Below are 24,916 nucleotides of genomic sequence, written 5' to 3' on the forward strand. Positions count from 1 at the left end.
TTATTTTAAATATAAATACTTCTTGTATGAGGAAAACTTATCTACTTTTAACGTTACTTTTGTTGTGCGTGGGAATATCCATACATGCTCAGGTGACGACGGCGAGTATGAGTGGTAAAGTCACGGATACATCATCGGAAGCGATGATCGGAGTGAATATCAAGGCTACGCATACGCCAACGGGTACCGAATACTACACGATTACCCAGCCGAATGGTTCTTATTCTTTTAACAACCTTCGTATCGGAGGCCCTTATGTGGTAGAGTTCTCTTATATTGGATACAATACGGAGAGCCGGACAGGAATAAACTTGGTTTTGGGTGAGGATCTGAAACTGAATGTAGTAATGCGGGAAGATACCCAAGCTCTCGACGAGGTAGTCGTGGTTGCGGATAAGAACCCCATTATTTCAGGAAGCCGTACAGGTGCGCAGGAAATCATCACTCGTGAGAAGATGGATAAGCTGCCTACGATTAACCGTTCTTTGGACGATTTCGTGAAATTAACTCCGATGAGTAGCGGTAAGAATTTTGGCGGTGTCTCTTACCGTTTTAATAATGTAACGGTGGACGGTGCCTCCTTTAATAACTCGTTTGGTCTGGCTTCTGCTCTTGGAGCTTCCGGTACGGAACCGATTTCTTTGGAGGCGCTCGAGCAGGTACAGGTGATGATCGCTCCTTTTGATGTTCGAAATGGAGGATTCACGGGTGCGGGTATTAACTCCGTAACGAAATCCGGTTCGAATGAGTTTCATGCTTCTGTATATATGTACACGAAGAGTCCGTCTATGATGGGATATCGTGTGAAGGATGAGACGATTGGTGTTTCAGAGTTCTCTAATCACCAATACGGTATCAGTTTATCCGGTCCGATCATTAAGAATAAGTTATTCTTCTTCATCAATGGTGAGATGGATCGCCAGGAGGAACCGATTTCTTATACGACCGCTAATTCTGCGGCGGATGCGACAGTCTTGCAGGGTTTATCTGATTTCTTAGGTGATGAGCTTGGGTATAATCCGGGTAAATTCGACGTGAATAAGACAAATACTCAAGCGGATCGAATCACGGCTCGTTTAGACTGGAATATCAACTCAAATAATGTGTTGAGCTTAAAATATTATTATTTGAAATCGTTTAATACGAATAACCCTTCTACTTCCGGTGCGCCGAATAACGGACGTGGACCGAATGCGTTCGCTATTCCGTTCTCTTCTTCTTTCTACCGGACGAATAATAACTTCAATATTTGGATGGCCGACTTGAATACGACCATTAATGACCGTATGTCTAACTATTTGAAGATCGGTTATTCCCGTTTGCGTGATTATCGCGATATGGATGGCGGTTACTTCCCGCAAGTGGATATCTTGGATGGTGGTAACAATGCTTATACAACTTTCGGAACCGAGGCAAACTCCTATAATAACCAGTTGAACACTGATATCTGGCAGATACAGGATAACTTCTTGATGAATTTTGGCAAACATCAGATTACGGTTGGAACGCAAAGTGACTATCGTGCCTTTAAGAATGGTTTCGCTCAAAACTATCCGGGTTCTTGGGTGTTTAATTCTGTCGATGATTTCAAGTTCAACGTATTGGCTACAAAACAATACATGGCCGCTCATAACGGAAGTGTACAAGGATTTGATATCCGTGAGTTTAATCCGAAAGATTTTGGATTTGGTTCCAATGTGACGGGTATAACGAACTCTTCTTCTACGGGGTATCAATACTATGCGCAAAGATATTCGATGACGGATGATTTTCCATTCGCTGAGATAAATGTATTCCAGTTAGGTTTGTATGCCCAAGATAAGTGGACGGTAAGTGATAAATTGAACTTGACGTTAGGTTTACGTATCGATGTTCCGTTCTTTATGACTGATTTGCAGTCGAATGATAAAGTCGCCGCCGAGACCTATCGGGATGGCATCAAGATCGATGTTTCTAAATATCCGAACGCCAAACCTCAGTTTTCTCCTCGATTCGGTTTTAACTACAAACCGTTTGACGATGAGAATGGAAGCTTACAGATACGTGGTGGTACGGGACTCTTCACGGGTACTCCTCCTTATGTATGGATCAGTAATCAAGCCGGCAATAATGGTGTTCTGTTTGGTGACCTAAATGTTCGGGCGGTAAAGGATAAAAATGACAATATCATTAGCGACGGCAGACCTTCACTAGGTTTCACCGGAAATATGGATACTTATAAACCGGCTGAAGGTAGCGCTACACGTTCGGATATAGCGATTACGGATCCGGACTTTAAATATCCGAGCTTATGGAAAAGTAATATCGCTGCCGATTATAAGTTTGGTGATGGTTGGGTCGCTACCGTAGAGTTGCTGTATTCAAAAGACATTAACGCTATTTATCATGACAATATCGGATTGTATCGGACCGAGCAATTTGTAAATGACGGTGGAGCGGGTAATGCACGTCCATATTATAATGGCTATTATAGCGATAGAGAAGGAAATCAAAAGGCTGCGAATCATGTCGTGATGCTGCGTAATACCAGCAAAGGACATTCGCTTTATACGACCTTCCAGTTGCAGAAAAACTTTGTTGATGGAATCCTGAAGGGATTGTATTTGAATGGATCTTACTCTTTCGGGCAGTCTAGAGGTGTAACAGACGGAACATCGTCTGTGGCGACTTCCGCTTGGAAGTACCGTGCGGCCTTGGACGGAAATGCGGAAGAAGTAGGTTATACGGCAGGTTCTTTTGATGGTCGTTTGTTATTGTCCGCTTCTTACACGGCTAACTGGAGTAAATATGCGGCAACAAGTTTTGGTTTGATTTATCAGCGTTATCGTCCGTTCCGTTATTCTTATTGTTATAATGGTGACGCGAATGGCGATTCTCAGTTCTCCAATGACTTGATGTATATCCCCGCGAATTTTGACGAGGTAAAAGATCATTTGTTACCGGGCGATTTCGATAGCCAAGAAGATGCATGGAAAGCGATGAATGCCTTTATCGAGCAAGATCCTTATTTGAGCAAACATAGAGGTGAGTATGCCGAACGTAACGGTGCTGTCGCTCCGTTTGCGAATCAATTGGATTTGAGCGTTTCTCATGATATAAAGATTTACCAGAAGAATGGTCGCTCACATACTTTGCGCTTTAGTTTCAATATCGCTAACTTCTTGAATTTGTTGAATCGTAATTGGGGTGTGGTACAAACAACCGTTTTGGGTAATCAGCAATATCAGTTCTTGACGATCCCGAAAGGACAAGGCCCGAGTGCGGCGAACAACTATACGTTGAAGTATACGATGGCGAAAGATTTGGACGAAACCTTCAAGGATAATTTGAACGATGTGTCTCGTTGGCAGATGCAATTCGGTATCAAGTATATCTTCTAAAAGAAAAATCTTTCATTAGATAAAATTTAATAATTAGAAGAGGTTCACTATCTTTGTGGACCTCTTTTTTAATTTAATGATATGTGGAATAATCGTATTGAGTTCTTACTCGTTAGTTTCTTTTGTATTTGTTCATTGGCTTTTACCGGTTGCCAAACGAAAAAACAATCGGATCGTTATGTCGTAGTTTTATCAATGGACGGTTTCCGCTCTGATTATCCGTCACGTGCTCATACTCCGACGTTGGATTCTTTGGCGAATGTGGGGGTTCGCTCCACGTTTCGCCCGTGTTATCCCAGCGTGACTTTCCCGAATCATTATAGCATGGCTACCGGATTGCATCCGGATCACCATGGTTTGGTAAATAATTTCTTTTATGACGCGGAGCTTGACAGCTCATACCGGATGGGAAATCTTGATCCGCAATTTTATGGTGGAGAACCTATTTGGAATACGGCGGAACGCCAAGGGGTTCGTACCGCCTCGTTCTATTGGGTAGGTAGTGAGGTGCCTTTAGAGAGTGGCCAGCCTTCAATATGGAAGCCGTTTGATAAATCGGTTCCTTTTTCAGATCGTGCTGATTCCGTGATATCTTGGCTGAAGTTGCCGGAAGATGTGCGTCCTCATTTGATTATGTGGTATATGGAAGAACCGGATGCGATAGGTCATTCCGCTACCCCGGATTCGTCGGCGACCTTGGATGTGGTGGAGAACTTGGATAAAGTCTTGAATCATTTCTTCACGGAAGCCCGTCAGTTGGATATTTTCGATAAGATCGATTTTATCGTTCTTTCGGATCATGGAATGGCCACCTATTATCCCGAGAAATATGTGAACTTGAATGATTATCTACCCCGGGATAGTTTCGATTGTGTTTTTGATGGCGTTCCTACATTATTATATCCCAAGAAAACCTATGTGGATACTGCCTATGCGATTTTACAGAAAGTGCCGAATATAACCGTATGGAAGAAAAACGAGATTCCTGAGAAATTTGTTTACGGAAAGAATCCTCGAGTTAGTGACTTAGTTGTTTCTCCACATATTGGAACGTATGTAGAATTCCGAGAGAAATCATCTCCCCGTTATGCGGCGACACATGGTTACGATAATTTTACGCCGGAGATGGAGGCCATATTCTATGCGGCAGGTCCCTCGTTCAAGAGACATGCGGAGGTCCCGCAAATGGCGAACGTGAACCTTTACTTGATGATTGCCCGTTTATTGAATATACAACCTGCTCCGAATGACGGGGATAGCGCTGTCGTTCAGCGGTTATTTAAATGATAGGACTTTGCCTACTTTCTAAATGGAGATTTACTGCACGGGCCTTGCAGTACTACTGCAAGGCCGGTTGCAGTAATTGATGCCTTATTGATGTGCGCATGTCATCTTACGCATGAAGGCGAGACTGCCTTTGGCTAAGGCATCGGCATTGTATTTAGACGGACGCCACAAAGATACGGCTTCCGCCATACCGGGAACAGAATTGGAGAAATTCTCCAAAACTAAATTACCATTGAAATCGATTTCCTGTAGTCCCCGGAACAAATCATCCCAGCGTACGTTTCCCTCACCCAGCATTCCCCGGTCACTTTCAGTCATGTGAATATGGCGAAGCCGGCTGCCAGCCGCAATAACCGGTTCATAAAAACTCGTCTCTTCTATATTCATATGGAAAGTATCCAGATGCAAAGACAAATTCGGTGCGTTTACGCGTTTGATAAAGCGCAGGACTTCCTCCGCAGAGGTACACATATAACTTTCATAGCGATTGATCGGCTCGATGCCGATCGTGATTCCAGATCGTGCGGCGTATTCGGCAACCTCTGCCCATACCTCACAAAGTGTATTTTCTTCTTCTTGTGTTCGCTGTTTGCCGGAAAAGACCCCGATGCCGGAATGTAAGACACCTCCCAAGTAATCAACCTCCAGTTCGCTCGCTTTATCCAGCGCCTCCTTGATCAGACAAGTCGCTTTCTTGGGATAAAAAGGAATATGCGCTTCTTTGGGAAGATTGAGAGAACAAGTAGCCTTCAATCCGTGTTGTTTCAATTGTCGCTTTACGATTGGAGCATCGAACTCCATGGAAGGAGGCAACAAAATTTCCAGTAAATCAAAACCGGCGGCAGATGCTTGCTGGATAGCGAAAAGACCGGCTTCTGGTGTCCACATAGGTGGTATCCAAGAAAGAATGGAAGCTCCGAAAGTAGGATTCATAATCGTATTGTTTTTATTTCGTTAGGGTTACAAAGTAAGTGTTTTTTTGAAGATTTCATTGCGAAGAAAGTGAAATCCTTCGCAATGAAATATCATAAATGTCATTTAAAAATAAAAGTTGGTACCCGGACAGAAGATAGGGTGGCTGCTGGTATTATCAATTTCAATCTTATTTTCTCTAGCGAGCCAACCGATAGCGGACCATAGATCCGCATCTGTTAGAGCGGATTTTGCTCTCAACGCCTCAAAACTCCAATGTTGGCCATCTGAAAGCAAATTCCAGATAGCTCCTGCATTTAATCCGATCGATCCTTTTGTCATGATAAAATCTGTTTTTATGTTTATGGTATATAGTGCTTATATTGTTATAACAGATAATATCCGGTAAAAGTATGTTGCGTTGAGATAAATAATCTAAAAAACAAAAATCTCTTGATGCGTTGAATTTTATTCCTTGAAGTCAGTGAATATGGATTCATCGTATACATTGTGTTCCTTTTTATCGTGGAATGGATACCATACTTGGGCAAAGAACGGATTTCCTTTAGCGATCTCGTCGTAATTCCAAGGGAGAGGTAAACATTCCGGGCACCAATGGCCTCCTAATAATACTAATGTGGGAGAGGCCTTAAAACGGTGACCGAATTGGCACTCCCAATCGAGTGGAGTCGATAAATCTCCTTTTGTCATGGCCGGTGACAAGCATTTTCCTCCCCTGAATTCTGCGGCTTTACGCATATCCTCGATATCCCATTCCGATTTAGGCTTACTTTCATCATAACCATGATCCAGAAAGACGGGTGTTTCGGAGGGGCGTTCTGTCCGGATCTTATCCCAACCCGGGATTGCTTGCCAATCCTCATACGAGCCAAAATATGCGGATATACGATCTTGGTGTCTGTTCTTGATCCAGTTACGAGTTCCCAGTCCCGGCTTTTTAGCGATGGCTCCCATACCCAGTTTTATGAAGATAGGAGGGACGATCTTTGCTAGGTGGAAATACCAAGGGACTTGGCTGGCCATCCATTTAAAATAATCGTCGCAAGTTTGGTTACTGCGGAAATGCAGATATCCTTCCAATAGATCTGAATCGGTATACCATTGTCCGTGGAAATTACGGATAGCGAACCAGTTCGGTTCGAATATTTTCTCTGGGGCGGGACAGCCAATCGCTTTTAACAATTTACTCTCAAACTCATAATTCGTCAGGCGGAAAGACGGGCCGCTACTAATATTATAGAAACGGTTCCAAAACTCATCCGGCACCTCCTCCTCGCATACATTCGCTAGTAAGCGACCGGAATCCTCGGCGGTAGCCCATTCCAGCACGCCGTCTAGCGGTACGTGGAATGTGATTGGGTCCGAACCTTTGAATAATAATTCGGGGCATAAGATACCGGTTTGGCGAAGGCACGCCCAATGTTTAATACCCGACTCCACGAAAATACGTTCGGCTATTGTCTTTGAGATGGCATAATGATCATAGACACTTATATTGATCGGATCTCCCGTACGTCCCCAATGAACAGGTGCGTTACGGTGGCCGGTTTGCGCCACGGAGCCGATATAGACTACCTTGATCCGGTCAGAGTTCGGTTGTGCTTTTACGGCATCCACGATATATTGGGCGGCGGTCGTGTTTACTTTCAAGGTTTTTTTAGGGAAATAATCCGCTGCCGGGGAAACCATTCCACCTACATGCAATACGTAGTCCGCCCCCATTACTCCATTTAAGACATCTTGATAATTTGTCAAGTCTCCCCAAACGATACGGATCCCTGCCATGGCCTCATATGCGGCTAATTTCTCTTTATTGATTTTGCTTGGACGAGCCAAAAGTGTTATATTAAAACGATCTAGCCGCTTGGACAACTCGACCAATCCGGCATGCCCCATCGTCCCGGTGGCTCCGGTCAGAAAGACGGTCTTTTTACTTTTCATGATATAATTTAGTGTATAATAAAAGACTTAGGATACTATCGGGTAGCGAAGGTATATAAAAAAAAACTCCCAACCAATAGATTGAGAGCTTTTGTAGTGGATACGAGAATCGAACTCGTATTACATGCGTGAGAGGCATGTGTCCTAACCGTTAGACGAATCCACCATTTAGGTGTCATTGTTTTTGTTTGACGATGCAAAGGTAGATATATTTTTTAATTCTGCAATAGTTGAACCGAGTTTTTTTGAAGAAAAAGTGTGTTTTTTATCAAAATGCCAAGAAAACGGGGAGAATACCACTAAAAGGCGTTAAAAGTAGTTGCGATTTCATTGTTTTTTCATTGTCGGTACTGTTTATTTATTCTACCTTTGCCATCTGTAATTGAACAAAATAGTATTGAACATTACTAATACCAGTTTAATAAACAACTAATATTATGGCAGAACTTAAAGAAAAACTTTTCTCAGAATTCGCTCCTGTGTCTACTGAAGAGTGGATGGCGAAGATAACGGCCGACCTGAAAGGGGTACCGTTTGAGAAAAAGCTTGTTTGGAAGACAGGCGAAGGATTTAATGTAAATCCTTTCTATCGTGCAGAAGACATCGAGGGTTTAAAGACTACAGAGTCTCTTCCCGGTGAATTCCCTTATGTTCGTGGAACGAAGAAAGACAACGATTGGAAGGTACGCCAGAACATTGAAGTTTGCTGCTTCAAGGGTGCTAACGAGAAAGCACTTGACCTTTTGACGAAAGGTGTTACTTCTCTTGGGTTCATCATCAAAGGTGATGAGGTGAACGAGGAGAATATAGCTACTTTATTAGAAGGTATTTGTCCGGCTTCCGTAGAATTGAACTTCAACACTTGCAACTGCAAAGCGGAGAAGTTGATCGGTATCTTGGCTGACTACTTCAAAGGCAAGGGTGTCGACGCAGAGAAGTGCTACGGTTCTGTAAACTATGACGCTTTCAAGAAACCTTTAGTAAAAGGTAAAGAAAACAGTGAGTGGGTAGAAGGTGCCGCAGCTGTGCTCAAAGCTGGACAGGCTTTGCCTAACTACCGTGTATTGGCTGTAAATGCGTTCCTTTTCAACAATGCTGGCGCTTACATTTCTCAGGAATTAGGTTACGCCTTGGCTTGGGGTAACGAATTGATGGCAAAACTTACCGAGGCTGGTTTCACCGCTGACGAGGTTGCCAAGAAAATCAAATTCAATTTAGGTATCAGCTCTAACTACTTCATGGAAATCGCTAAGTTCCGTGCGGCTCGTTGGTTGTGGGCCGAGATCGTAGCCGCTTATAAGCCGGCCTGCGAATGCGCTTGCAAGATGGTTGCTCACGCACAGACTTCAGAGTGGAACATGACGGTTTACGATGCTCACGTAAACTTGCTTCGTTCTCAAACTGAGGCTATGTCTGCCGCTCTTGCCGGCGTAGACTCTATCACGGTTCGCCCGTTTGATAAGATTTACCAGACTCCAGACGATTTCTCCGAGCGTATCGCACGTAACCAACAATTATTATTGAAGGAAGAGTGCCACTTGGATAAGGTCGTTGACCCGTCTGCCGGTTCTTATTATGTAGAGGTATTGACGAATTCCTTGGCTGATGTCGCTTGGAAGTTGTTCTTGGAGGTTGAGGAAAAAGGAGGATTCTCCGTTGCCGTGAACGCAGGTGAGATCCAGAATGCCGTTAACGCTTCGAATGTAGCTCGTAAGAAAGCGGTTGCTACCCGTCGTGAGATATTGTTGGGTTCTAACCAGTATCCTAACTTCACGGAAGTAGCTGCCGATAAGATTCAAGAAAAAGGTTCTTGCTGTTGTGGCGGTGGTCATTGCGGTGAGGCAACGATCCCGGCTCTAGATTTCTCTCGCGGCGCTTCTGAATTCGAGGCTTTGCGTATGACGACAGAGAAGAGTGGCAAGACTCCGAAGGTATTTATGTTGACGATAGGTAACTTGGCGATGCGTTTGGCTCGTTCACAGTTCTCCGCTAACTTCTTCGGTTGTGCCGGATATAAGATAATTGATAACTTAGGCTTCGATACGGTTGAGGCTGGTGTTGAGGCTGCTGTCAAGGCTGGTGCCGAGATCGTGGTTCTTTGCTCTAGTGATGACGAGTATGCTGAATTCGCTCCTGCCGCTTACAAGGCTTTGGCCGGACGTGCCGAATTCGTTGTAGCCGGAGCTCCTGCTTGCGCGGACGACTTGAAGGCTCAAGGTATCGACCAGTTCGTAAATGTAAAGAGCAATGTGCTTGAGACATTGAAAGCATTCAACGCTAAATTAGGAATCGCTTAAGTATAAACAATTATGAGACCAAATTTTAAAAACATAGATATAAAGAATGCCGGATTCGCAGCTACAAACGCTGCCGAATGGGCAAAAGCCAATGGTATCGAGCCCAATTGGAAAACACCCGAGCATATCGAGGTGAAACCTGTATATACAAAAGAAGACTTGGAGGGTATGGAGCACTTGAACTATGCTTCTGGTTTGCCTCCTTATCTACGTGGCCCGTACAGCGGTATGTACGCTATGCGTCCTTGGACAATCCGTCAGTACGCAGGTTTCTCTACCGCTGAGGAGTCTAACGCTTTCTATCGCCGTAACTTGGCTTCCGGTCAGAAAGGTTTGTCCGTTGCGTTCGACCTTCCGACTCACCGTGGTTACGATGCCGACAACGAACGTGTGGTTGGTGATGTAGGTAAAGCGGGTGTATCTATCTGTTCCTTGGAGAACATGAAAGTGTTGTTCGATGGTATTCCTTTGAACAAGATGTCTGTTTCCATGACCATGAATGGTGGTGTGCTTCCGGTATTGGCATTCTATATCAACGCAGGTTTGGAGCAAGGTGCTAAGTTGGAGGAAATGGCCGGTACGATCCAGAACGATATCTTGAAAGAGTTCATGGTACGTAATACCTATATCTATCCGCCTGAGTTCTCCATGAAGATTATCGCTGATATCTTCGAGTACACCTCTCAGAAGATGCCGAAGTTCAACTCTATCTCTATCTCCGGTTATCATATGCAGGAGGCTGGTGCTACGGCTGATATCGAGATGGCTTATACGTTGTGCGACGGTATGGAATATCTTCGTGCCGGTATCAACGCCGGTATCGATGTGGATGCGTTCGCTCCCCGTTTGTCATTCTTCTGGGCTATCGGTGTAAATCACTTCATGGAGATCGCCAAGATGCGTGCGGCTCGTATGTTGTGGGCGAAGATCGTGAAGAGCTTCGGCGCTAAGAACCCGAAATCATTGGCATTGCGTACACATAGCCAGACTTCCGGTTGGTCATTGACCGAGCAAGATCCGTTCAATAACGTAGGACGTACTTGTATCGAGGCTATGGCCGCTACATTAGGACATACACAATCTTTGCATACGAACGCATTGGATGAGGCGATCGCTTTGCCGACCGACTTCTCTGCTCGTATCGCTCGTAATACACAGATTTACATTCAGGAAGAGACTAAGATCTGTAAGGAGATCGACCCGTGGGCTGGTTCTTACTATGTAGAGTCTTTGACGAATGAGTTGGTACATAAAGGTTGGGCATTGATCCAAGAGATCGAGAGCATGGGTGGTATGGCGAAAGCCATCGAGACAGGTCTTCCTAAGATGCGTATCGAGGAAGCTGCCGCTCGTACACAGGCTCGTATCGACTCTGGTGTTCAGACCATCGTTGGTGTTAACAAATATCGTTTGCCGAAGGAAGATCCGATCGATATCCTAGAGATCGATAATACAGCCGTACGTAACGAGCAGATCGCCGCTTTGAAGGAGTTGCGTGCTAACCGTGACGAAGCCGCTGTTCAAAAAGCTTTGGCTGATATCACGGAGTGCGTGAAGACGAAGAAGGGCAACTTATTAGAGTTGGCTGTTAAGGCTGCCGGCTTGCGTGCGTCATTGGGAGAGATCTCCGATGCTTGCGAGGTGGTTGTAGGTCGTTATAAAGCAATCATTAGAACTATTTCAGGCGTGTATTCATCAGAAACTAAGAAAGACGCAGACTTCCAGAAAGCTTGCGAGCTTTGCGAGCAATTCGCTAAGAAAGAAGGCCGTCAGCCTCGTATCATGATCGCTAAGATGGGTCAGGACGGACACGACCGTGGCGCTAAGGTTGTCGCTACTGGTTATGCGGACTGTGGTTTCGACGTAGATATGGGACCGTTGTTCCAGACTCCGGCCGAGGCTGCCCGTCAAGCTGTGGAGAACGACGTTCACGTAATGGGCGTTTCTTCTTTGGCCGCTGGTCATAAGACGTTGGTTCCGCAGGTTATCGAGGAGTTGAAGAAACTAGGTCGCGAGGACATCATCGTTATTGCTGGAGGTGTAATCCCGGCTCAAGACTATGATTTCTTGTATAAGGCTGGCGTTGCCGCTATCTTTGGCCCGGGTACTTCCGTATCGAAGGCAGCTTGCCAGATCCTTGAGATCTTGTTAGGCGAATAAATAGAGTTTAGGCCTTACGGTTTTTAAATAAAGAGAGGCTGGACAATTGATTTTGTCCGGCCTTTTTTAGTATTGTATGCGGGTTTATGTACTTTTGTAGCGATTATTCAATTAAAAAGGGAAAGAATCATGGGAATCGTTATAGGTATAGATGTGGGAGGTAGCACGACCAAGATCGTCGGCGTGGAGGATAAGAAGATCAAGAACCCGATGTTCGTGAAAGCTACCGATCCGGTAACCTCTTTATTCGGGGCCTTCGGTAAATATATTTATGATAATAACATCTCGCTCTCGAATATAGAGAAAGTGATCTTGACAGGTGTAGGTAGTGCTTATATCGATCAACCTTTATATGGCTTACCAACTGCGAAGACGGATGAGTTCCTTGCGAATGGGCTAGGGGCGCAATATAATACGGGACTGGACAGTCTATTGGTGGTCAGCATGGGAACGGGTACCTCCTTTGTCAAGGTACAAGGCTCCACGATCGAGCATATCGGGGGATTGGGTATCGGTGGCGGAACCATCCTCGGCTTGTCTAAGCTATTATTGAAAACGCATGACTTTCACCAAATAGCGTCTTTGGCCGAGCACGGTTCCTTGAATGATATCGACTTGCATATCCGGGATATTACGCCGCATCCGTTACCCGGCCTGCCGCTGGACGTGACAGCCTCTATTTTCGGAAAAGTGGACGCGAACGCTAAGGTTGAGGATATCGCTCTCGGTATCGTTCATATGGTCTTGCAGACCATCGGGCAAGGAGCTGTTTTCGCCTCGTTAAATGGCGATATCAAGAATATCGTATTGATCGGTAACCTAACTCGCTTGCCACAATGCCCGGATATTTTCCCCCGTCTGGAGGAGATGTGCGATGTCCATTTCAAGATACCGGAGTATGCCGAGTATCGCACGGCTATCGGGGCGGCTTTATGCTATATCAGGAACCGGGAATATAAGGATATTTTTTGTGGAAAGTGTTAGGCTACATCAAAACTTTATGTATCTTTGCTACATGCTTTGTTCCCTTTCGGCAATCGCCGGATAGGGATTAAAAGGGAATCGGGTGAGAATCCCGGACAGTCCCGCTGCTGTAAGCTTCATAAACGGGTTGAGCAATACTGTTGCCACTGTTCATTCAAGTGAATGGGAAGGCGCTTAAGACCGGAAGTAAGTCAGAAGACCTGCAAGGCGTGTATATTTTCGACGGCTTCGAGGAAAGGCCGGAAGAGAACGCAAGAACCGTATCCGGTTTTTACTATTCTTTATCCAAGGTTTTCTTATCAAGTCGTCTCATGGTTTCGGATAATTATTTTGCCATAATAATTAGGGAAAGAAGCATGAATCTGACCGACGGGATGAGCTCCGTGTGTAAGATGCATGCTTTCTTTGCGTTTAAAGGACTGGGGTATTCCGTGAACACTCTATAGAGAATATTTGTTTATTATTAGAAAAGTGCGTTTATTTGCAACGAGTAATTAACAAAAGAAGTATGAATATGAAGAAAATTGTGGGACTTGTTATGGTTGCCTTGCTAGCGTTGATGGCGCTTCCGGCGAACGCTCAGCTTAAATTCGGTATCAAGGGAGGTGTGAATATATCGTCTGTTCATTTCAACTCGGACGTGTTGAAAGCGGATAACGTAACCGGCTTCCAAGTGGGTCCGATGATCGAGACGACCTTACCGTTGGTGGGTGTCGGGATCGATGCGGCAGTGTTGTATTCGCAAAAGGGTTTGGAAACGACCTCGGCTGGCGGGGTGAAGACTTCGATGAAGACGGATTATATCGATGTTCCGGTCAACTTGAAATGGAAATTCGGCTTACCGATCGTCAAGGCGTATCTGGCAGCCGGTCCGTATATCGGTTTCCGTGTAGGCGGTGATAAGTTTTGGGATATCCCGGGTTCCGTAGCGGATCAGGTGAAGGCGAAGAATTTCAGCGCAGGTCTTAACTTCGGTGCCGGCGTGGAACTGATCAGCCACTTGCAGGTGGGTTTCAATTATGGTCTGGGACTGACTGATAACTATAGTATTGAGAAGGTGAACCTCTCCGACGGTGCCGGAAAGAACCGTGGATGGTCTATCACGGCAGCGATCTTGTTCTAAATAGGTGAAAATAAAATGAGAGAGGCTGGGCTTTAGAAGTCCGGCCTTTTTTGTTATTTTTGGGCTCGTAATGAAACACCTGTTTGAATGAAATACGCGGACGTCATACTTCCCCTTCCTTTGGAGAATAGCTATACCTATCGGATACCCGAAGATCTGGAGAGAGCCGTGACTCCCGGTTGCCGGGTGATCGTGCATTTCGGGAAGAAACGATATTATACGGCTATCGTCATGGAGGTACACGACCGGGAACCGGTATCCGATTTTGAGACGAAGGAGATCTACGCTTTGCTGGATGCCACGCCGGTGCTCCGCCGTCCGCAACTCCGTTTCTGGAAATGGATATCTTCTTATTATATATGTAAGCTGGGCGACGTGTATAAGGCGGCCTTGCCTTCCGGCTTAAAGTTGGAAAGCGAGACGGCGGTTACTTATAATGAGGATTTCGAGGCCACCGCCCCCTTGCGCCCGAACGAGCAAGCGGTACTGGATGCTTTTAGCGGGGTTTTGAAATTGACGATCTCGGAGTTGGAGAAGAAGACCGGTCTTCGAAATGTTGTCCCGATCGTCTCTTCCTTGATGGTGAAAGGGGCGGTCGAGGTGAGCGAGGAGCTAAAGCGAGGATTCGTTCCCAAGACACAGGCGTTTATCCGTTTGGCCGAGGCTTACCGGGATGAGACGAAATTACAGGCGGTGTTCGAGGATTTGAAACGAGCGAAGAAGCAAGAGCTTCTGCTGGTCAGCTTCTTGGATTTAAGCCATACCTTGAATCCCGCTTTATCGAAGGAGCTTTCCAAGAAAGAGCTATTGGAACGCAGTGGTTATACCTCTGCGGTATTGGAGGGGCTGCTGAAACGGGGTATCTTGGAGAGTTACGAGAAAGAGGTGGGTCGTTTGCAAGTATCTGTCTGCCGCTTGCAAGAGCCGAATCCGCTCAGTCCGGCGCAAGAGAAAGCCTATGGAGAGATCCATGAGGCTTTCAAGACGAAAGAGGTCTGCTTGCTTCATGGCGTGACTTCCAGTGGTAAGACCGAGATATACGTCCGTTTGATCCATGAGGTCTTGCGGCTGGGGCGGCAGGTTTTATATATGTTGCCGGAGATCGCTATCACGACCCAGATCACGGAACGGCTGGCGAAATTATTCGGGGATAAGCTATTGGTCTACCACTCTAAGTTCTCGGATAACGAGCGGGTGGAAGTTTGGAATAAGCTATTGCATAACGACGAGCCTATGCTGGTATTGGGGGTCCGTTCGTCCCTCTTCCTTCCGTTTAAGGACTTGGGCTTGATTATCGTGGACGAGGAGCATGAGAATACGTATAAGCAGCAGGACCCGGCACCCCGTTACCATGCCCGTAACGCTGCCATCGTCTTGGCGGGTATGCACGGCGGTAAGACCTTATTGGGTTCCGCCACTCCCTCCATCGATTCTTATTTCAACGCTACGGCGGGGAAATACGGTCTGGTTGAGTTATCTACCCGCTACGGTGATTGCTTGATGCCGGAGATTATTACGGTGGACGTGAAGGAGCTAAAGCGCAAGAAGATCATGAAAGATACCCTTTTCTCCCCTCTGTTGGTGGAGAAGGTGCGGGAGGCCCTATCCCGGGGCGAGCAGGCGATCCTATTCCAGAACCGCCGGGGATTCGCCCCGATGATCGAGTGCCGAGGGTGCGGGTGGGTGCCTCGTTGCGTGAATTGCGACGTTAGCCTTACCTACCACAAGGCGCATAATCAGCTGGTTTGCCATTATTGCGGTTATACCTACCGCTTGCCGCAGGTATGTCCCGAGTGTAAGGGGACGGAGTTCAAGATGCAAGGCTTCGGTACGGAGAAGGTAGAGGAGGAGATCGCTGGGCAATTCCCAGCGGCGAAGGTGGAGCGGCTGGATTTCGATACGGCCCGTACCCGCACGGCTTACGAGCGGATCATCTCGGATTTCGAGAAGGGGAAGACACAAATCTTGATTGGTACCCAGATGTTGTCGAAGGGATTGGATTTCGGGAATGTCAGCGTGGTCGGAATCCTGAGTGCCGATAGCCTGATGAATTTCCCTGACTTCCGGGCGCACGAGCGGGCTTATCAATTGATGGTACAGGTTAGCGGACGTGCCGGACGACGGGATAAGCGGGGTACGGTGATCTTGCAGACTACTCAGCCGGAGCATCCTTTGATCCGTATGGTGCAGCATTTTGCTTATAAGGAAATGGTGAGCTTGCAATTGAGCGAGCGTAGTATGTTCCGTTACCCGCCTTACTACCGTTTGATCGTCTTGATCCTTCGAAGTCGGAATGAGGAGGCTTTGCAGGAAATGTCTGCTTTATACGCCGAGAAACTTCGTGCTCGTTTGGGTGAGCGGGTGTTGGGGCCGGTTACGCCGCCTATCACTCGGGTACAGACGCTTCATATCAAGAAGATCGTCTTGAAGATCGAGATATCCGCCGGGATCGCTCCGCTTCGTGAGATATTGGAGGGGATTCATGCGGAGATGCAGGGATATGCGCTATTTAAGCAGTTGTTGGTTCATTATGATGTGGACCCGGCTTGAGAATTGAAAATGGAGAATTGAGAATTGAAAATTGAAAATTAAAGGAAAGGAGCTTAGGGATGAAGGAGGAAAAGATACGGTTGTTGTTTGTGTGTTTGGGAAATATATGCCGTTCCCCTTCGGCGGAGGCGGTAATGAAGAAGTTGGTGAAGGATGCGGGGCTGGAAGCTCGGATCGAGATCGATTCCGCCGGGATCACCGGCTATCATGAGGGAGACCGGGCAGATTCAAGGATGCGGGCGCATGCGGCTCGCAGGGGATATTCGTTGGATTCGATCTCCCGTCCGGTACGTCAGTGGGACTTCCATGACTTCGATTTGATTATCGGCATGGACGACCAAAATATAACGGATTTGAAACGGATGGCTCCCGATCTGGAATCCGTCGCTAAGATACATCGGATGACCGAGTTCTCCCGGAATAAGTTGTACGATCACGTCCCGGATCCTTATTATAGCGGTGCCGAGGGCTTCGAGCTGGTCTTGGATCTATTGGAAGACGCTTGCGCCGGGTTGTTGGAATATTGCCGATTATTACGATGCCCATCGTAAGGTTGCTAGAATGCCCATTGTAAGATGCTTATAACTGCGATTATAAGAACCTTACAATAGGCATTATGGTTCTGTGCCGATGGCTGTATGCCTATCTGCTTGATAATTATTGTTTTTTCAAGTCCGGATAGCTGATTCGGGTATGGAACATGGTTTTCAGTTTGTCTACGAATACGCTCTTTATGGTCTCCACGTCCTTGAAGGTCAGCGGAGCGCTCTTTAGCAAGCCGTCGGCGATCTGCCCGTCGATGATCTTGTTCACCAAGGCGCTGATACTCTCTTCGGTATGTTCCTTCAAGCTGCGGGAGGCGGCTTCCACGGAATCGGCCATCATCAGTACGGCGGTCTCCTTCGAGAAGGGATTCGGGCCGGGGTAGGTGAATAGCTCGTCGTTAATCGGCTTGTCCGGGTATTGGTTCTTGAAAGAGTTGTAAAAATACTTCGCCTTGCCACGCCCGTGGTGCGTACGGATGAAGCTGATAACCGCCTTGGGTAACAGGGCCTTCTCGGCGATCTTCACGCCCTTGGTGACGTGGCTGATGATGATCTGCGCGCTTTGGTCGAACGATAACTGGTTATGCGGGTTCACGCTCGATTGGTTCTCGGTGAAGAAGACGGGGTTGCTCATCTTCCCGATGTCGTGATAAAGGGCGCCGGTACGTACCAGTTGGGCGTTGGCGCCGATCTTGGCGGCCGCCTCGGAAGCGAGGATGGATACCTGCAAGGAGTGCTGGAACGTGCCCGGGCAAGTCTCGCTAAGCTTTTTCAAGATCGGGTTGTTGATGTTGGACAGTTCCACCAAGGTGATGTCCGATACGTAGCCGAACGTCTTCTCCAGCATATATACCAATACGTAGGTGAACATGACGAGGATGAAGTTGATGCCGAAATAGAGCATCATCATCCAGTTGATCTTATTCAGGTTCGCCTCTTGGAACAACGTGAGGCTCATGTAGCAGATGGCGTACGAGAGGAAGATGAAGAATGCGCACCGGATCAGTTGCGAACGTTCGCTCAGGTTTCTCAGGCTGAACGTCACGACCATGCCCGCTATGGTTTGTAGCAACAGGAACTCATGCGGGAAAGGTACCATCAACGAGCAGATCAGCACGATGATAAGGTGCGTGAAAAGCGCCGTCCGGGAATCGAAGAAGGTACGTACTACGATCGGTACGATGGCGAACGGCAATATATATACGTTGAATAATGCGTAGGTAACACATAGTTCCGTAAGGATGCAACTCACGAATATGCAGAGGATCAAGAATAGTACGTTCTTCCGGTTGTGGAATATCTTCAAGCGGAAAGACCATAGGTAGAGCCAGAAACAGAACATTAGCCCGAAGACGAGCACGAATTGTCCGGCCAATATGATGCCTTGCGTCTGCGTGCCCCCGGTCTTGGCCTCGTGTATGGCCTTTAGGGAACGGAGCACGTTGTAGGTATGGTTGTCGATGATCTCGCCCCGGTCTACGATACGTTCTCCGGCTTGTACCATGCCGTTGGCGATCGATACGCCCTGTAGCATATCCTCCTTGATCTTGTCGGACATGTCAGCGGCATAGGATATGTTCTCGGTGAGGTAGTTATTGATGTCACACGATTGCAGGATGGATTTGTCCAGCCGTGACGGGCAGTTGTTGATAATGAACTCGTAGGCGGTGCGCACGGTGAAGAAGTCGCTCACGTAGCGGGGCTGTGCGACGGCGTTCTCCAAGAGGTTGACACGTGAGTATTCCTCTTTCCGTAGCTCGTCCAGATCCTGCGATGAGATGATACCGTTCTTGTATAAGTTAATTAGACTGCTCTCGATGTACTGCATGTAAGCGGGGGATACTTTGCTTCGCAGGCTATTGTCGTTATTGTAGTTGGTGCGCAGTTTCTCGACCTCTTCCTTCTGGATGCCGGGGTTCATGCGGTAATAAGGCTCGAACTTACGGAGTACGCTGTCTTTCTCCGCTTTTACCTCGTCGTCGGTCTTGTAGATCGGGAAATCGCTCGGGGCGGTGAGCAATCCGTACCTCCAAGGCTTGCCTTCATAGAACTGATAACGGAATTTTCCCTCCCGGGGGAAGAAGTAGGCGATAAGTAACGCGGTCACCACGAAGTAGACCACGGTCGGTATATTGTAATTCTTTTGTTTCATATAGATTCCTTTTAGCGTCCGAAATATACGTAAAAAACTTCACTAAGCGGAAAAAAAGGCGTACTTTTGCCGCATTATTATAGAATGTAAGTATTATGACTCAAAGAAAAGTAAGAGTACGCTTTGCGCCTAGTCCTACGGGGGCGCTGCATATCGGAGGTGTCCGCACGGCTTTATACAACTATTTATTCGCTAAACAGAATGGCGGTGATATGATTCTCCGTATCGAGGATACGGATTCCCAACGCTTCGTTCCCGGGGCGGAAGACTATATCATCGAGGCCTTGACTTGGCTAGGTATCAAGTTCGACGAGGGCGTGAGCTTCGGCGGCAACTACGGCCCGTATCGCCAGAGCGAGCGTCGTGAGATCTACAAGAAGTATGTCGATCAATTGCTGAACGATGGCCATGCTTATATAGCGTTCGATACGCCTGCCGAGTTGGAGGAGAAACGGAAGGAGATCGCCAATTTCCAATACGACGCCTCTACCCGTTCGCTAATGCGCAACTCGTTGACACTTTCCCCTGAAGAGGTTCAGAACCTAATCGAGTCCAGTCATCAGTATGTGGTTCGTGCTAAGATCGAGCCGAATGAGGATATCCATGTGAATGACTTGATCCGTGGCGAGGTCGTTATCAACTCCTCTATCTTGGATGATAAAGTATTATATAAATCGGCTGACCAATTGCCTACTTACCACTTGGCGAATATCGTTGACGACCATTTAATGGAGGTTACCCATGTGATCCGTGGTGAGGAGTGGTTGCCGAGCGCGCCGCTTCACGTATTATTATATCGTTTCTTCGGTTGGGAAGATACGATGCCTAGTTTCGCCCACCTGTCGTTGCTGTTGAAACCGGAAGGTAATGGTAAGTTGAGCAAGCGTGACGGCGATCGTCTGGGCTTCCCTGTATTCCCCTTGGAATGGCACGATCCGAAGACGGGTGATGTCTCATCGGGCTATCGTGAGAGTGGCTACTTCCCCGAGGCTGTCGTAAACTTCCTCGCTTTGCTGGGCTGGAATCCGGGTAATGATCAAGAGGTGATGAGCATGGATGATTTGATCCGTTTGTTCGACCTGTCTCGTTGCAGCAAGAGCGGTGCTAAGTTCGATTATGAGAAAGGCAGATGGTTTAACCACCACTATTTGCTGGAGAAGAGTAATGTGGAGATCGCAGACCTATTCTTGCCGATCGTGGAAAGCCATGGTATCCAGACTACCCATGCTTATGTAGAGAAAGTAGTCGGTATGATGAAAGGCCGTGTCAATTTCGTGAGTGAGTTATGGGATCTTTGCTCTTTCTTCTTTATCGCCCCGACGGAGTACGATGAGAAAACCCGCAAGAAACGCTGGAAAGAGGATTCCGCTGTTCAATTGGGTGAGTTTATCGAACAACTGCGTGCCCGTGAGCCGTTCGACGTAGAAGGTACCGAGAACGAGTGCAAGGCTTGGATCGAGAGCAAGGGATATCATTTGGGGAATATCATGAACGCCGCCCGTCTGGCCTTGGTTGGCGAGGGTAAGGGCCCCGGTATCTTTGATATCACCGAGGCTTTGGGTAAAGAGGAGTCTATCCGCCGTATCCAACGGGCTATCGAGATATTAAAATAATCATGTACAGTTTAGCAATACATCTCTACGCTTTTGTAGTCGCTTTGATCTCGCCTTTCCATAAAAAGGCGAGACTGATGCGATTCGGGCAATGGAAAACAAATTCCATACTTCGTGAGAAGATCGACCGGAACGCTAAATACATCTGGTTCCATGCCTCCTCGCTGGGCGAGTTCGAGCAAGGGCGCCCTATGATCGAGAAGATCAAGGCGGAACATCCGGAGTATAAGGTGTTGCTGACTTTCTTTTCTCCCTCTGGCTATGAGGTACGGAAGAATTACAAGGGAGCGGACGTGATCTGCTACCTTCCTTTCGATACGCCTTTCCGGGTGAAGAAGTTCCTGAATTTGGCGAACCCGGCGATCGCCATATTTATCAAGTACGAGTTTTGGGGGAACTATTTGCGTGAGTTGCGGAAGCGGGGAATACCGGTTTATATCATTTCCGCTATATTCCGCCCCGACCAGCTATTTTTCCAATGGTTCGGAAAGCCGTACCGGAAGATGCTATCTTATTTTAATCATCTTTTTGTTCAGGACGAGCGTTCGATGAAACTCTTGAACGAGTTCGGTATCACGAATGTGACGGTGACCGGCGATACCCGTTTTGATCGGGTGTTGGATGTCCGTAAGCAAGCTCGTGAGCTTCCGTTTATCAAACGTTTCTTGGAAAGCAAGGAGGGTAAGAGGCCGATCGTGATGGTGGCCGGCAGTTCATGGCCTCAAGACGAGGCGATCTTTATCCCTTATTTCCATGAGCATCCGGAGATGAAGTTGATTATCGCCCCGCATGAGATTCACCGGGAACATCTCCTTTCTATCGAGGCGATGCTAAAACGTCCGTCCGTCCGTCTATCGGAGGCGCATGAGGATGATCTGGCCGATAAGGATTGCTTGATCATCGACAGTTTCGGACTCTTATCTTCCATTTATCGCTATGGACAGATCGCTTATATCGGTGGTGGTTTCGGAGCGGGTATCCACAACACGTTGGAAGCCGCCGTTTATGGGATGCCGGTCTTATTCGGCCCGAGATACCATAAGTTTAAGGAGGCGAAGGATCTGATCGCCGTAGGTGGTGGTTTCTCCATCACAGACGATTCCTCTTTCCGAACGAAGATGGACGAGTTATTGACCGACCCGACAGCCTTGGAAACCTCCGGGCAAGCTGCCGGTGATTTTGTGAAAAACAGTGTAGGAGCGACGGATCAAATCTTGCGGCAAATCCATATCCGTTAATAGATAAAGCCGGGTTTGCTATTCGAGTGATTGTATGCCCAGACTCTTTTGATATAGCAATGGAATACGGATGAGATAGATGTACGGATTGGTAATTGAACGATTCGCGTTGTCTATCTCATCCGTATTTTATTTTAATCCTCTTCAGCGAACATCGGGTCCCAAGCGGGAAGGCGAGTCGGTGTTTGTTTCAAGATCTCTTTTACTTGATCCGTGATGTACTTCTTGTTGACTACCAGACGGAACATATACTCATTAAACCATTGGTCTGTCATGATGAGGTGGCCGGCGTTCGCTCCGGGGCCCCAACTATTCTCAACCATCCATTTCTTCGGCTTTCCATTTGCGTCGAGGTCAACAGCCATCAAGGTCATGGCGTGTGAGGAACCGCTGGCGAATGTTTGGATACGTTGTTTCTTATCCATGCCGAAAGTCGTACCCATCAGTGAACCGTAATCGTAGAAGTTTACATCCAGAATACCTCTGTCACGATCGAAGAACTTGCCCACGTCGCAAGAGAAATACATCATGGTGCTGTCCTTGATGGAAGCGATAGCCATTTGTTTGATATCCTCGATCGGAAGGTTTACGTACGTCCAGTTCTTGCCATCGTAAGCGTGGCGGTCGTAATCGATCTCATACAGCTTATAATAATCGCGGCTCGGATCGTTCATCAACATGACATAGTTGTTTTTCAAATCGTCCCCGATATATTCTTGGAAGAAGGACTGAGGCGTATATTCCTTCGTCTCTACCGGATTCCCTTTAGCGTCTTTGCGAGTCCACGTGAATTTCGTAGGCGGCTCTCCCAAGTTCAATACGAGCATACGGTAAATCGTACCTAGCATCTCTGTTTTCTTTTTCTCCAGATCCGCTACGGTCGTGCCTTTGGTCGTAGACAGGTCGCGAAGTTGCAAGCCGTATTCTTTCAGCTTTAATCCGATCAGGTTGCTCATGCGTCCGGTACTGTTGCTACTGTTGGTCTCTACCATGACCTCGGCGGGAACCACGCCATACTTGGTCAAGATATCGGAGACACCCGTGAACTGCCCTCCGTCTCCGATCGGGTTCTTGAATAACCATTCCACCATCTTGTCGTCCATCGGTTTCAGACGAGTATCGATGATGCCCTGTAAGAAAAGGTTCGCTTTCTCCAATTGATCCCAGAAGAAAGAATAATTCTGGGAGAATTGGAATTCACCCATGTCGTATTTATGGATCGCCTGCGCACGGAATACGTTCAATCCCGTGAAAAGCCAGCAACGGCCCGAGGAACGTTGGTTGGAGATCCCTTTGCTCTCTACCTTATTGGAGAAGTAAGTATCCAAATTGTTCTTGCTCTCCCCATTAACGGCAAGCTTGTTGATATCGTTATTGGTGATCGCGTTACGGATCGCCTTATCGGTCGGCGTTCCTTGATAAGACTGTTTGATTTGCTGCAACATCGTGGGTGAGATGCCTCCACCGCTTTGTTGTCCGTGAGCCGATAGCGTGATGCCTAAAGCCAAGGCCGCTATCCATAAATTGTTTTGTTTCATGATATGTAAGTTGATTAATAAATTATGTTATTTCTTTTTAGGCCATACCAGACCGTCTTGCCGGATATTCCATACCGTACCGTCCGATGTGGGTAGCGATATCTCGTACATAGAAGGTGTCGTATGTATTTCCAGTTGATTGGCGATCTCTTGCGGGCATAGCTCGTTTGCCTTCAAGTCGTTGATGTTATTGGCATAATGCCCGAAGGTCGCGGCGAACTCATTCTGACGGTAATATAAATTACGCAAGATCCATTTCGTCTCCTCCGAAGGATGTTTTACGAAAGGAGTCTCACCTTCTCCCGCAATCTTATCCGATATTTGAACATAACCCCAGTATTCGGGCATATGGATATTGATTACCCCGGTAGGAGCCCATACCCAGTTGTACTCGCGAATCTTATCCTCTCCTTGGATAGGGACTTTCACGTATTTACCGTCTTTCACGTCCGTTGTCCATTCCACACGGGAGAAGTTCACACGGATCTGCTCGCCGATTTCCGGCTTTTCTTTTCCTCTGTCCATTTGGAATACGGAAGTCCAAGGAATGAACACCTCTACGCTCCATGATTTATCCGTGTCTTTCGGGTTATTCAGCGTACCGTCCACATAAACAGCGGATTTCATTCCGGCGAACTCCCAGTTATTCAATACTTGCGGATTATCCCGGTAGGGGCGGGTTAAGAACAAGTCCCATTCCGTACCCAAGGCGTTCACCTCGTACTCTAGATAATTATGGGTGTCGTTCGTAGGATTCAGGAAGATCTCGAAGTCGTTGTCATGGAAGATCACGGCGTCGTGTTCCGTGATGGTCGCCCATACGTGCGGCTCCTCCATAAGGACGGCGAAGTACATTCCGTTATCATCGTAAGTCATCTTGGCCCGGGTCTGGAAGTGAGGGGCCGGGCGTTTGTCTCCTTCGATATCCACGAAGTCGCTGGTCCAAGGTATTGCGTCCCATTCCCCGGGAGAAAGCTTTCCGTCGATCTTGATAGGAGCGGGGGCCTTGTAGCAAACATACGTCGGCGGATTGAACGGTGGTTGCGGCATATACGTGATGTCCGGTTTTTGCGTACTGGGTTTCTGTGCGCAAGAAAGCAATAAGAGTGCCGCCAATGGCGCTGTCGTTAAAATCGTTTTTCTCATGTGCGTTTATTTTTAGATCGTTTGATAAA

The 24,916-nt window shown here is 47.2% G+C and carries 16 protein-coding genes, 1 tRNA gene and 1 riboswitch; of the genes, 10 read left to right on the forward strand and 7 right to left on the reverse strand.

All coding sequences use genetic code 11. The features are described 5' to 3' along the window. Positions 1-26: 26 nt before the first annotated feature. Positions 27-3,380 (forward strand): TonB-dependent receptor domain-containing protein, encoded by a 3,354-nt coding sequence (locus DW033_RS10880; protein WP_005867209.1) that lies wholly within the window; start codon positions 27-29, stop codon positions 3,378-3,380. 81 nt (positions 3,381-3,461) lie between these two features. After that, positions 3,462-4,667, forward strand: coding sequence for an ectonucleotide pyrophosphatase/phosphodiesterase (locus tag DW033_RS10885; protein WP_122382745.1), 1,206 nt, complete (start codon positions 3,462-3,464; stop codon positions 4,665-4,667). 84 nt (positions 4,668-4,751) lie between these two features. On the opposite strand, the gene DW033_RS10890 is transcribed toward DW033_RS10885, so the two are convergent. From DW033_RS10890 to DW033_RS10905, 4 genes are all read right to left on the reverse strand, one after another. Further along, positions 4,752-5,600: a sugar phosphate isomerase/epimerase gene (locus DW033_RS10890; protein WP_122382746.1), complete on the reverse strand. Its 849-nt coding sequence runs from the start codon at positions 5,598-5,600 to the stop codon at positions 4,752-4,754. Positions 5,601-5,705: 105 nt separating this feature from the next. Continuing rightward, entirely contained in the window at positions 5,706-5,921 is a 216-nt protein-coding gene (locus tag DW033_RS10895) for a winged helix-turn-helix domain-containing protein (protein WP_005854120.1), read from the reverse strand. 126 nt (positions 5,922-6,047) lie between these two features. After that, the gene (locus DW033_RS10900) at positions 6,048-7,541 is read right to left on the reverse strand and encodes an NAD(P)-dependent oxidoreductase (protein WP_005867216.1); all 1,494 of its coding nucleotides are present in this window, start codon (positions 7,539-7,541) and stop codon (positions 6,048-6,050) included. A 94-nt stretch (positions 7,542-7,635) separates the two neighbouring features. After that, a tRNA-Glu gene (locus tag DW033_RS10905) sits at positions 7,636-7,707 on the reverse strand. 271 nt (positions 7,708-7,978) lie between these two features. On the opposite strand from DW033_RS10905, the gene mutA reads away from it, so the two are divergent. The 6 genes from mutA (at position 7,979) to DW033_RS10935 (ending at position 17,206) form a co-directional block, all read left to right on the forward strand. Continuing rightward, complete coding sequence (gene mutA / locus DW033_RS10910; RefSeq protein ID WP_005867218.1) at positions 7,979-9,838, forward strand: methylmalonyl-CoA mutase small subunit; 1,860 nt, start codon at positions 7,979-7,981, stop codon at positions 9,836-9,838. A gap of 12 nt (positions 9,839-9,850) precedes the next feature. Then, the gene (gene scpA / locus DW033_RS10915) at positions 9,851-11,998 is read left to right on the forward strand and encodes a methylmalonyl-CoA mutase (RefSeq protein WP_005854126.1); all 2,148 of its coding nucleotides are present in this window, start codon (positions 9,851-9,853) and stop codon (positions 11,996-11,998) included. Between the two features lie 129 nt (positions 11,999-12,127). Continuing rightward, positions 12,128-12,982, forward strand: a complete 855-nt coding sequence (gene coaW / locus DW033_RS10920) for a type II pantothenate kinase (RefSeq protein ID WP_005867220.1) — start codon at positions 12,128-12,130, stop codon at positions 12,980-12,982. Between the two features lie 19 nt (positions 12,983-13,001). After that, positions 13,002-13,205: riboswitch (cobalamin riboswitch) on the forward strand. Positions 13,206-13,496: 291 nt separating this feature from the next. Beyond that, positions 13,497-14,105, forward strand: a complete 609-nt coding sequence (locus DW033_RS10925; protein WP_005867222.1) for a porin family protein — start codon at positions 13,497-13,499, stop codon at positions 14,103-14,105. 87 nt (positions 14,106-14,192) lie between these two features. Continuing rightward, a complete protein-coding gene (gene priA / locus DW033_RS10930; RefSeq protein WP_005867224.1) occupies positions 14,193-16,655 on the forward strand; it encodes a primosomal protein N' in 2,463 nt (820 codons plus the stop codon). 59 nt (positions 16,656-16,714) lie between these two features. Beyond that, positions 16,715-17,206 (forward strand): low molecular weight protein-tyrosine-phosphatase, encoded by a 492-nt coding sequence (locus DW033_RS10935; protein ID WP_005867226.1) that lies wholly within the window; start codon positions 16,715-16,717, stop codon positions 17,204-17,206. A 106-nt stretch (positions 17,207-17,312) separates the two neighbouring features. On the opposite strand, the gene DW033_RS10940 is transcribed toward DW033_RS10935, so the two are convergent. Continuing rightward, entirely contained in the window at positions 17,313-19,352 is a 2,040-nt protein-coding gene (locus DW033_RS10940) for an HD family phosphohydrolase (RefSeq protein WP_122382747.1), read from the reverse strand. A gap of 95 nt (positions 19,353-19,447) precedes the next feature. On the opposite strand from DW033_RS10940, the gene gltX reads away from it, so the two are divergent. After that, on the forward strand, positions 19,448-20,965 hold the full coding sequence (gene gltX / locus DW033_RS10945) for a glutamate--tRNA ligase (protein ID WP_122382748.1): 1,518 nt from the start codon (positions 19,448-19,450) through the stop codon (positions 20,963-20,965). Positions 20,966-20,967: 2 nt separating this feature from the next. Continuing rightward, positions 20,968-22,203: a 3-deoxy-D-manno-octulosonic acid transferase gene (locus tag DW033_RS10950; RefSeq protein ID WP_008778706.1), complete on the forward strand. Its 1,236-nt coding sequence runs from the start codon at positions 20,968-20,970 to the stop codon at positions 22,201-22,203. A 134-nt stretch (positions 22,204-22,337) separates the two neighbouring features. Here the strand turns inward: DW033_RS10950 and DW033_RS10955 are convergent, their stop codons facing one another. Together DW033_RS10955 and DW033_RS10960 are read right to left on the reverse strand one after the other, a co-directional pair. Further along, positions 22,338-23,741 carry a C1 family peptidase gene (locus tag DW033_RS10955; RefSeq protein WP_057317395.1) on the reverse strand — a complete coding sequence of 468 codons (1,404 nt, stop codon included), beginning with the start codon at positions 23,739-23,741 and terminating at the stop codon, positions 22,338-22,340. Between the two features lie 27 nt (positions 23,742-23,768). Next, on the reverse strand, positions 23,769-24,887 hold the full coding sequence (locus DW033_RS10960) for a carbohydrate-binding family 9-like protein (protein WP_057326322.1): 1,119 nt from the start codon (positions 24,885-24,887) through the stop codon (positions 23,769-23,771). Positions 24,888-24,916: the final 29 nt, after the last annotated feature.

The organism is Parabacteroides sp. AF39-10AC (assembly GCF_003635405.1).
Classification (GTDB): Bacteria; Bacteroidota; Bacteroidia; order Bacteroidales; family Tannerellaceae; genus Parabacteroides; species Parabacteroides distasonis.